The 11,279-nt window shown below is 56.5% G+C and carries 8 protein-coding genes; 7 read left to right on the top strand and 1 reads right to left on the bottom strand.

Annotated features, from left to right (window positions below; genetic code table 11):
• Positions 1-247: 247 nt before the first annotated feature.
• The 5 genes from QRN85_RS20445 (at position 248) to QRN85_RS20425 (ending at position 7,940) form a co-directional block, all read left to right on the top strand.
• Entirely contained in the window at positions 248-1,198 is a 951-nt protein-coding gene (locus tag QRN85_RS20445; protein ID WP_284759910.1) for a phosphoribosylaminoimidazolesuccinocarboxamide synthase, read from the top strand.
• Between the two features lies 1 nt (position 1,199).
• A complete protein-coding gene (locus QRN85_RS20440) occupies positions 1,200-1,859 on the top strand; it encodes a TetR/AcrR family transcriptional regulator (RefSeq protein ID WP_284759909.1) in 660 nt (219 codons plus the stop codon).
• A gap of 133 nt (positions 1,860-1,992) precedes the next feature.
• Positions 1,993-3,204, top strand: coding sequence for an efflux RND transporter periplasmic adaptor subunit (locus QRN85_RS20435; RefSeq protein ID WP_112960933.1), 1,212 nt, complete (start codon positions 1,993-1,995; stop codon positions 3,202-3,204).
• Positions 3,205-3,254: 50 nt separating this feature from the next.
• Entirely contained in the window at positions 3,255-6,344 is a 3,090-nt protein-coding gene (locus QRN85_RS20430) for an efflux RND transporter permease subunit (protein ID WP_284759908.1), read from the top strand.
• Positions 6,345-6,485: 141 nt separating this feature from the next.
• Positions 6,486-7,940, top strand: a complete 1,455-nt coding sequence (locus QRN85_RS20425; protein WP_284759907.1) for an efflux transporter outer membrane subunit — start codon at positions 6,486-6,488, stop codon at positions 7,938-7,940.
• A 123-nt stretch (positions 7,941-8,063) separates the two neighbouring features.
• Here the strand turns inward: QRN85_RS20425 and efp are convergent, their stop codons facing one another.
• On the bottom strand, positions 8,064-8,633 hold the full coding sequence (gene efp, locus QRN85_RS20420; protein WP_062590428.1) for an elongation factor P: 570 nt from the start codon (positions 8,631-8,633) through the stop codon (positions 8,064-8,066).
• Between the two features lie 247 nt (positions 8,634-8,880).
• On the opposite strand from efp, the gene epmA reads away from it, so the two are divergent.
• Together epmA and QRN85_RS20410 are read left to right on the top strand one after the other, a co-directional pair.
• A complete protein-coding gene (epmA, locus tag QRN85_RS20415) occupies positions 8,881-9,945 on the top strand; it encodes an EF-P lysine aminoacylase EpmA (protein ID WP_284759906.1) in 1,065 nt (354 codons plus the stop codon).
• On the top strand, positions 9,942-10,982 hold the full coding sequence (locus tag QRN85_RS20410; RefSeq protein ID WP_113099637.1) for a lysine-2,3-aminomutase-like protein: 1,041 nt from the start codon (positions 9,942-9,944) through the stop codon (positions 10,980-10,982). Before epmA ends, QRN85_RS20410 begins: the two co-directional genes overlap by 4 nt.
• Positions 10,983-11,279 lie beyond the last annotated feature (297 nt).

The raw sequence follows: 11,279 nt of genomic DNA, 5'->3' as shown, positions 1-11,279 counted from the left end.
CGCCCTCGTCAGTGAGCGGACTTATAGAGGACACCCCTCAAACAAGTCAACACTGCCAATCCAAAAAAATACAGATTTTATGTAAGTCGTGGAAAAGGCAGGGGTATTTCCGACGGGTGGCGATTTTCCCCGAAAGGGCGACCATGTGGCGCGTACTGGTCCTCCGCTGGGAAACATGCCATAGGGTATCCACAGTCTCCGACGCCATGTCGTCGGTTCTCATCTGATATAAGAGATTGGATATCCCGTGCGCGTACTGCCTGAAGCCGTCATTCCCGAACTGCCGAAATACTATCGTGGCAAGGTCCGCGAGAACTATGATCTGCCTGATGGCAACCGGGTCATCATCTCCACCGACCGCTTGAGTGCTTTCGACCGGATACTGACCTGCATCCCATATAAGGGTCAGGTTCTGACCGAAACAGCTCGCTACTGGTTTGAGCAGACAAAAGACATTTGTCCGAACCATGTCGTGTCCTACCCGGACCCGAATGTGGTGATTGGCAAGCGGCTTGATATTCTGCCCGTTGAGATCGTTGTGCGCGGATATCTCGCTGGCACGACAGGGACCTCCATTCTCACGCTCTATAAGAAGGGCGAGAGACATATGTATGGAGTTACCTTTCCAGAGGGCATGAGAGACAATCAGGTTTTGCCGGAACCGATCATCACCCCGACCAGCAAGGAATTCGATGGCGGCCATGATGAACCGCTGACGCCAGCGGAGATCATAGAGAAGAAGCTGCTGACGGAAACGCAGTGGCAAACGCTTTCTGCCTATGCGCTGGCACTGTTTAAGCGGGGACAGGAAATTGCGGCAGAGCGCGGGCTTATCCTCGTCGACACAAAGTATGAGTTCGGCACGGATGAAAACGGCACGATCATTCTGGCGGACGAAATCCACACGCCGGACAGCAGTCGTTACTGGATTGCAGAGAGCTATGAGCAAGCCTTCCAGAACGGGACGCGGCCCCAAAGCTTTGACAAGGATTTCGTGCGCGCCTGGGTGGCTGAGCGGTGCGACCCCTATAAGGACGCCATTCCCGAAATTCCACAGGAACTCGTTGAGCAGACGTCCAAAGTCTATATCGAGGCGTTCGAGCGCATAACCGGAAAAGCGTTCCAGCCCGATGATAGCGGCAGCTCTCCAATTGAAAGGGTGCGAAAGAATCTGGAGCCCTTCTTTCAGGGGGTGTAATTTGACCAAGACGAACAGCGAGAACTCACCGTCCCGGACGCAGGAGCATCCCCCTCGGAAAAGCCGTCCCCGGCGTTCGGCTGAGGAAACCCGCAGAGACATTCTGGCAATGACGGAATGTCTTTTTCGTGAGCGGGGGTTCGGGGCTGTCTCCATTGCCGATATTGCTGCGGCATTGGAGATGTCACCCGCCAATGTCTTTAAGCACTTCCACTCCAAGAACGCATTGGTCGATGCGATGTTTCTGCAGCAGATCCGCCTGCTCGAACAGAAGCTGATGCCGCTGGACGCATCCCATCCACCTTTCGAGCGCCTGGCGCATCTGGCACGAAGCCTGATGGAGAACCATCGCCGCGACCTGAACGACAATCCCTATATCTTCGAAATGATCCTCATGACGGCCAAGCGAGAACTCGCCTGCGGCCGTTATTACGAGAATGTCATTTCCGATCTGCTGGCAACAATCATCCGCGACGGTGTTTCGGCCGGTATCTACGCGCAGACGGATATCGACACGTCTGCGCGCACCGCACTGATGGCGTTGACAAGCGTCCTTCATCCTGCGCTCATCGCACATGAGGAAGTCGACATTTTAGCAACACGATGTAGAGAACTTGCTGAACTAGTCGATTGTGCACTGCGGTATGGGATTGCTAAGTGACGATAACGGCTATACGTCACCAAGCTCCTGAACGGCGCCTGAAAGCGCCGCAAGCGGAAGACTGACGCAGAGCCGATGCGCTGTGAACCATGAAGCATCACTGAAATCTTGGCCGCCGAACATGAGAACTCCGATGAAAAGACGTTTTGGTCCTTTATTGACACTAATGCTCATGGCAGGCGCGATAGCGGGTTGCAGCGAGGGCGGCGAAGAAAACAAGGCTGCAGGGCAGGCAAACCAGCGCCCACCTTCTCCCGTCAGCATCATTACAATGTCCATGAGCGAGCACCCACTGACCACGGTTCTGCCAGGCCGAGCAAGCGCCTATCAGATGGCAGAAATTCGACCGCGTGTGACCGGTATAATCCGTCAAATTCCCTTCAAGGAAGGCAGCGCGGTAAAACAGGGCGACATTCTCTACCAGATAGAGGACAACACCTACAGGGCAGAAGTCGCGCAGGCGCAGGCAAGTCTTGCCAAGGCGCAGGCAAGCATTCCGGGCGCCCAGGCCAATCTTTCCCGTTACGAACGACTGGTAAACAGCGGTGCGACCCAGATCGAATATGAAAATGCAAAAACGACCTTGGCACAGGCACAGGCCGATGTAGCGCAGGCGCAGGCCGCGCTCGAGACCGCGACGATCAATCTCGACCTTACCAAGATCCGCGCGCCATTTGATGGCATTACCTCCTCGACCAATTTCAGCATCGGCAACGTCGTCACAGCCAACCAGACATCTGCCCTGACCACGCTTCGTCGCATCGACCCCATCTACATCGAACTGATGGAGTCCAGCGCCAACCTGCAGCGTTTGAGAAGCGCTGTTGAATCTGGCCAGCTTGGGAAACGGGAGGCAACCGCAGGCATTCATCTGACGCTTGAGGACGGCACCGAATATTCGCAGGACGGCAAGGTCGACATGTCCGACATGTCTGTCAGCGAAACGACTGGCACCTATTCTATCCGCGCGCTGTTCAAGAATCCCGATGCGACCATCCTGCCCGGCATGTACATGCGGGCAACCCTGACGATTGGCAATGAGAAGGGTTTCCTGATCCCGCAGCGCGCAGCGACCCGCAATGCCAATGGCGAGTTGACGGCCAAGTTCGTGACTGCCGAAAACAAGATTGAAACGCGTATCTTCCCGACCAGCAAGGAATCCCGCAACGCCTGGCTGGTGACGGAGAACGTGAAAGACGGCGACAAGCTTGTGGTTGATGGCTTCCAGTGGATTACCGAAGGCGCAACCGTTGCGCCCGTCGAGGCAACAATCGACGAGCGAGGTCTGGTGACACCGAAGCAGCAGCCTCAAGCCGCACCCGCGGCTGCGCCCGCAGCAAAGTAAATTCGTCCGAGTTCCCCATGCACATCTGCAATATGTAAGGCGCAGTCCAAATGGCTCATTTCTTCATACGGCGCCCCGTCTTTGCGTGGGTTATCGCAATCGTCATCATGCTTGGCGGTGCACTCGCAATTTCGACCCTGTCGATTTCCCAATATCCGGAAATTGCACCGACAACCGTCCGCATCAGCGCCACCTATAATGGTGCAAGCGCCGAAACGGTGGAAAAGTCGGTTACGACCGTGATCGAGGACGGTATGACCGGCCTTGACGACCTGACTTACATGACCTCGTCTTCCAGCACCGGAAGCGCCTCGGTCACGCTCACTTTCGGCAACAGCATCATGCCTGACATCGCGCAGGTCCAGGTTCAGAACAAGTTGCAGCTCGTCCAGTCGCAGTTGCCTGACGTCGTTCAGCAGCAGGGGGTCGATGTCAGCCGCTCGACATCCAGCATCCTGATGGTCGGCGCGCTGATCTCCACCGACGGTAAGCGCAACTCCGCAGATCTCGGCAACGTATTTTCGAGCACGCTGGAAGATCAGGTCAAACGTCTTGAGGGCGTAGGTTCGATCAACGTCTTTGGCTCCGAATATGCGATGCGTATCTGGCTGGACCCGTTCAGGCTCAACAAATATCAGTTGACCACCGCTGATGTTACCAGCGCCATCGAAAGCCAGAACACGCAGGTTTCGGTGGGATCGCTCGGTGCGCTACCAGCCGTCGTGGGACAGCAGCTCAACGTAACGGTAACGGCACAAAGCCAGCTGACGACAGTAGCCGACTTCGAATCCGTCATCCTCAAGGTCGAGAAGGACGGCGCAGCTGTTCGCCTCAGCGACGTAGCCCGCATCGAGATCGGGCAGGAAAGCTATGGCGGCGATTCGCGCTCCAACAGCCGTCCGTCTGCGGGCTTTGCCGTTAACCTCGCCACCGGTGCCAATGCGCTGGACACGGCGGCGCGTGTCAAGACCGTGCTGGTCAACGCAGAAAGCTCTCTTCCCGAAGGCGTGGCCATCGAATACCCCTATGACACGACGCCTTTCGTCAAGCTGTCGATCGAAAAAGTGGTACACACGCTGATCGAAGCGATCATTCTGGTTTTCGTTGTTCTCCTCGTCTTCCTGCAGAATCTCAGGGCAACGTTCATTCCCATGATTGCCGTGCCGGTCGTTCTTCTTGGAACATTCGGTATTCTGGCGCTGACCGGATATTCCATCAACACGCTGACCATGTTTGCCATGGTGCTGGCCATCGGTCTTCTCGTTGACGATGCCATCGTGGTCGTTGAAAACGTCGAACGAATCATGTCGGAAGAGGGGCTCTCCCCTCTGGAAGCGACCGAAAAATCGATGGGGGAAATCACCGGTGCCATCGTCGGTATCGCACTCGTCCTTACCGCCGTTTTCATCCCCATGGCCTTTTTCGGCGGCTCTACTGGTATCATCTATCGCCAGTTCTCGATCACGATCGTCTCTGCGATGCTGCTGTCGGCGGTGGTCGCCATCGTTCTGACCCCTGCCCTGTGCGCAACCATGTTGAAGCCGGTCAAGCACGAGAAGAAGCAGACCGGCCCTGCAGCATGGTTCAACCGCAACTTCAACCGCACGACCAACGGCTATGTTTCCAGCATCGGCTATTTGCTCAAGCGGCCACTGCGCGTGCTGGTCCTGTTTCTCGTCGTGATCGGCGGCTGCGCCTGGTTCTTCACCCGCCTTCCCACATCCTTCCTGCCGCAGGAAGACCAGGGTGTGCTTTTGACAATCGTTCAGACCCCGACCGGCTCGACCATCGAACGCACCAATGCTGTCGTAAAGCAGGTGGAGGCCTTCTACCGCGAGAAAGAGGGCAACAATGTCGAATCGGTTTTCGGCGTTCTTGGCTTCAGCTTCACCGGTTCCGGCCAGAATAACGCTATGGTTTTCACCAAGCTGAAGGACTTCTCAGTCCGCACGTCTGCTGAAAGCCACGCGGCTGCGATCGTCGGGCGTGCCCAGAAGGCATTCTTCGGAATGCGTGACGCTCAGGTCTTCGCACTTCTGCCGCCGGCCATTCAGGGCCTGGGCAATTCCAGCGGCTTTTCGATGTATCTCGTCGATAGCGGCAAAAACGGCACCGATGCCCTGACAGCCGCTTCAAAGGAATTGATCAGACAGGCAGGGACAAACCCTAATCTCAGCTCCCTTCGCAGCAACAGCCGTGACGACGAATCACAGATGAAGATCAATCTCGATCAGGAAAAGATGGGGGCGATGGGAGTCGATCTTGCTTCCGTCAACCTGATGCTGTCCACGATCTTTGCCGGTCGCGACGTCAACGACTTTACGCTGAATGGCGAATTGAGACCTGTTTACGTTCAGGGCGATGCACCTTACCGGATGCAGCCGGAAGATCTGAAATACTGGTATGCCCGCAATACAAACGGGGAAATGGTGCCCTTTTCCTCCTTTAGCGAAGTATCCTGGATCAATGGTCCGCCGACACTCGCTCGCTTCAACGGAACAAGCGCGATCTCGATGGAAGGCGCTGCCGGCCCGGGAGTCGCTTCTGGCGATGCAATGGACGAGATGGAACGGATGACCACGGCTTTGCCGGGCGGTTACACCGTGGCATGGCAGGGCATCTCCTATCAGGAACGCTTGTCTGGCTCACAGGCACCCATGCTCTATGCGCTCTCGGTGCTTATCGTGTTTCTGTGCCTTGCCGCACTGTATGAAAGCTGGTCGATACCCTTCTCGGTCATCATGGCCGTGCCCGTGGGCGTGCTGGGGGCGCTGGTCGCAGCGCACTTCTTCGGCCAATCCAATGACGTCTACTTCAAGGTGGGGCTGCTGACGACCATCGGCCTTGCCGCGAAAAACGCCATCCTCATCGTCGAATTTGCAAAGGAGCGCCAGGAGCACGGCTTGAGTTTGCTGGATGCTACCCTCGAAGCTGCAAAGCTGAGATTACGTCCGATTATCATGACATCGCTCGCCTTCATTCTCGGCGTCGTACCATTGGCAATTGCCAACGGTGCAGGCTCTGCGGCGCAGAATGCGATCGGTATCGGGGTATTGGGTGGTATGCTTTCTGCAACACTGCTCGGAATTTTCTTCATCCCGTCGTTTTTCGTCATTATTCGGCGGATATCTAAACGTTAACAAATAAAAAATATGCTAGCAAAACCGAAAGACGCTGTTAGAAATGTTGGCAATTGTGAACCGCATTTTTCTTCAGTATCCGGCGCTACGCTCGTTTTGACTGAGGTGCCAAGTGCGCCAAATAAAATTGGGATAATTTCAATGTCGTCCATTCGCGCTACCATTCCTCTTGCAATGCTGCTGCTTTCCGGCTGCGTTGTCGGTCCGGACCACAAGGCACCAGAAACCCAGATGCCTGGGAAATTTGCCGAGGGCGGAACCGCCACCAACGGCGACGTGGCAACAGTGGCCTGGTGGAACGCGTTCAATGACAGCCGCCTGAACGGCTACGTGGCAACGGGCCTCTCCCAGAACCTCACTGTTCTGCAGGCACTGGAGCGAATCAACCAGGCTCAGTCGCAGATAACGGTCGCTGGCGCTGGCGCGCTCCCAAGCCTTACTGGTTCTGCCTCCCACGCCACCGGACAGACCACGGGTAGCTTCCCGAGCAACAACTCTAGCGTCCAGAACAAGTCCACAGGCGGTCTGGATGTGTCCTGGCTGCTCGACCTTTTCGGTCAGTATCGCCGGTCCAAGGAAAACGCGAGCGCACAGCTTGATGCCGCCTATTCAACGGCCGACGTACAGCGTCTGACGCTGATCTCTTCCGTCGTTTCAGCCTATATCGATGTTCGCTACTATCAGGAACGTCTGGCAATTGCCCGCGAGAACCTGAAGTCTCGTCGCGAGACGCTGGACCTGACCAAGCTTCAGCTTGAAGCCGGTGCAGCATCGCGCCTCGACGTCGTCCAGTCTGAAGGCCTTGTCAATTCCACGCTTGCGGACATGCCTGGTCTTGAAACAAGTTTCCGTCAGGCCGCGCACCGCATCGCTACACTTCTCGGCATGCCGGCCTCTTCGTTGGTTGTCGAATTGCAGCGTGGCGCACGCCAGCCGGTTGCTCGCAGACCTGCGACAACAGGTATTCCTGCTGACCTGATCCGCAATCGTCCAGACATTCGCGTTGCCGAGCGCAACCTGGCTGCCGCCACCGCACAGATCGGTGTTGCCGAATCCCGCCTCTATCCAAGCATCACCATCAGCGGCTCGATTTCGCCAAGCTACGTGAACCTCTCCAACAATGGCTCGCGTGGAACATCGAACACCTGGTCCTTCGGCCCAAGCCTCGTTCTGCCAATCCTTGATGGTGGCAGCCTGCGCGCCAATGTCGATATCGCCAAGTCATCGGCTCGTGAGCAGTATCTGGTTTGGAAATCCACTGTTCTCAACGCCATTGAAGAAGTTGAGAACGCACTGGCAGCCGTCAATCGCGACAAGCAGACCGAAGACGCCCTTCGCAGAACCGTGAAGTCCTATCAGGAAGCTCTCTCGCTCGCGACAGCCAGCTATCGTGACGGTGCCTCGTCTCTGCTCGACGTACTGGATGCCCAGCGCCAGGTGTCCACGGCGCAGGCAAATCTCGCGACAGCCGTTCAAAAGACGGCTCAGGATTATGTATCTCTGAGCATCGCGCTTGGCGGCGGTTACGCGGTCGGCGAAACGCAAGCCGTTACCGGACCCAAGGTAGCTGCAGCCAACACTCCCAAGGGCATGTGATAAGCTCAGCATTCGAACAGACAAAAGAACCCGCGGCTTCGACCGCGGGTTTTTTTATGTTTGTAAACCGCGCACAAAAAAGGCCCCGGATCGGGGCCTTTATCATGCAGGGTCACGGAGCGTTTAGTTCTTGGCGCGCTCGACGTAGGAATTGTCTTCCGTCGCGATGACAACCCGGATGCCTGCATCAACATGCGGCGGCACCATCGTACGGATACCGTTCGACAGGATCGCTGGCTTGTAGGAGGAAGACGCTGTCTGGCCCTTGACGACCGGTTCGGTCTCAACGATCTCGAGCGTAACGTGACGCGGAAGTTCCACGGCCAGCGGCAAGCCTTCGTGGATCGACAGGACGCAGGTCATGCCTTCCTGAAGATAGGCCTTCTGCTCACCCATGGTTTCAACGTCAACCACGACCTGATCGTAGTTTTCCGGGTTCATGAAGTGGAAGCCTTCACCGTCTTCGTAGAGAAACTGGAAGTTCAGGTCTTCAACGAAGGCACGCTCAACCTGTTCGGTCGTGCGCCAACGCTCAGACACCTTCACGCCATCAACGATGCGGCGCATATCGACCTGGGTCACAGGCGTGCCCTTGCCGGGATGGAAGTTGCTGGCGCTGAGAACGACATAGAGCTTGCCATCCACGTCGATAACATTGCCCTTGCGGACGGATGAGGCGATAACCTTGACCATAGGATTTCCTTGTAACTCAATGAAATGCGTCGTAAAGGACCGCGCGGCTGCACCGACCCGACGGACGTTTTGTAAGTTTTCTGGGGCGCAACTATCCTAAATTTGCGGGAATTGCCAGCCTTCAACAGCATTGAACCAAAAACTGTGCGGCAGTTTTCGAATATTTCGATAAAAGGCGGAGTTTCAACGCCTTCGATCTGAACAATTCTTCTGCCGACCAACCGTATTGATGAAAAGAAAGCAGCATATGGGCTCGAAGCTCGACACAGCATCTGCCTGGTGGACGCCCGACGTTCACCTGGATCGCCGCCCCTTCCTCCTGGGTCGAAATGCGATACAGGCAGCCATGCGCAGCTTTTTCGCCGCCCGCGATTTTCTTGAAGTCGATACCGCGACCTTGCAGATCTCTCCCGGCAACGAGGCACATCTGCACGCCTTTACAACGACCGGAATAAGCACCAGCGGCGAGCGCGCGCCCTTGTATCTTCACACGTCGCCGGAGTTCGCCTGCAAGAAATTGCTGGCGGCCGGAGAAAAGCGCATCAGTTGCTTTGCCCACGTCTACCGCAATCGCGAGCGCGGACCGTTGCATCATCCGGAATTCACCATGCTGGAATGGTACCGGGTCGGCGAAACCTATGAGACGCTGATGCGCGACAGCGCGCAATTGCTGGGGCTTGCCGCAGAAACAGCAAAGACGAAGACCCTGACCTACCGGGGGCGGAGCATCGACCCGTTTCTTGAACCTGAGCGACTGAGCGTGGCGGAAGCCTTTGATCGCTTCGGAAATATCGATCTTCTGGCAACCATTGCCCAAGATGGCGAAACCGACCGCGATCATCTTGCAGCAGAGCTGAAACAAGCCGGCATCCGCATTGCCGATGATGACAGCTGGGCGGATATGTTCAGTCGTGTCATCGTAGAGCGTGTCGAGCCACAGCTCGGCTTCGAGCGGGCGACCATTCTTGATGAGTACCCGACAAGCGAAGCCGCACTCGCCCGTCGTTCTCCGGCAGACAGCCGCGTTGCTGAGCGATTTGAGCTCTATGCCTGCGGCGTGGAACTCGCCAATGCCTTCGGCGAACTGACGGATGCCGCCGAACAACGTCGCCGCTTCGAAGCGGAAATGCGTGAGAAACAGCGTGTCTACGGCGAGACCTACCCGATCGATGAAGACCTGCTGGCAGCGCTCGAAATCATGCCGGCGGCCAGCGGCATTGCACTTGGCTTTGACCGTCTGGTGATGTTGGCAACGGGTGCACCGAGGATTGACCTTGTCATGTGGGCGCCAGTACCGGATTATGGTTCATGACGATACGCAGCCTCAAATCGGTGGAAGAGTTGCATGATGCTGGCCTGATCGGCAGGCAGTCTCTCGAAAGCCTGCGTCCCGTTGCAGACAGATACGCCGTGGCCGTAACGCCGGCCATGATCAAACTCATAGATCCCAGCGATCCGAAGGATCCAATCGGCCTGCAATTCATTCCAAGCGATGCGGAATTGGTGCAGACGCCGCAGGAACGCGCTGATCCCATCAGCGATGAGGCGCACAGCCCCGTCCACGGCGTAGTCCACCGATACCCGGACCGGGTGTTGCTGAAAGCCGTTCACATATGCCCGGTCTATTGCCGCTTCTGTTTCCGCCGGGAGATGGTCGGACCACAGGGCAACGGGACGTTGACGCCGCAGGAGCTTTCCGCAGCGCTCGACTATATCCGCGACCATGATGAGATTTGGGAGGTCATTCTCACCGGTGGCGATCCGCTCGTGCTATCGCCGCGGCGTCTGTCCGCGATCATGGACGGTCTCAAATCCATTTCGCATGTGAAAATCATCCGATTCCACACCCGCGTTCCCGTTGTCGATCCAGATCGCATCGATTCGGAGCTTGTGAATGCCCTAAAGTCGAGCGGCAAGACGACCTATGTTGCGCTTCATGCCAACCACCCACGCGAACTCACGACAGAGGCACGGGCAGCCTGCGCCCGTATGATCGATGCAGGCATTGCAATGGTCAGCCAGTCGGTGCTGCTAAAGGGCATCAATGACGATCCCTCAGTCCTGGCAGAGCTCATGCGCGCCTTCGTTGAGATGAGGGTCAAGCCCTACTACCTCCACCACCCCGATCTGGCGCCCGGCACCAGCCACTTCCGATTGGATATAGAAGAGGGTCAGCGTATCGTTGCCGCTCTGCGAGGCCGTATCTCCGGCCTTTGCCAGCCGACCTATGTCTTGGATCTTCCCGGAGGCCATGGAAAAGCCGTCATCGGTCAGAATGCGGCATCGAAACATGCCGACGGTTGCTACACGGTTTCGGATTTCAACGGCAACGATCACCTCTATCCGTGATCGCCTTGTAAAAATGCGGTCGCGAAATGCGGCGTCACAGGCACTTTGGAGAGGTGGCGGCAGAGAAACAAAAATTTCACAATTCCGCCCCCATCCTGTCATCATAAAGAAAAATATTCTACCTATATTGAAAATCATTGATCACGCCGCAAATCCGGAGTATCAGTGTTTCAACTGGAGAGCGATTCTCCGGTATTCCGGGTCAACACCAACGCAGGGAGAGTGTCATGTCCAAACCGAAACACATTGCCGCAATCCTTGGAGTGCGGTTCGTGACTGCCGGATACACAGCGATGT

The organism is Agrobacterium sp. fls2-241-TYG-188a (genome assembly GCF_030209845.1).
Note: the sequence above shows the minus strand (reverse complement) of the source record. Positions and strands in the feature narration are given on the sequence as shown.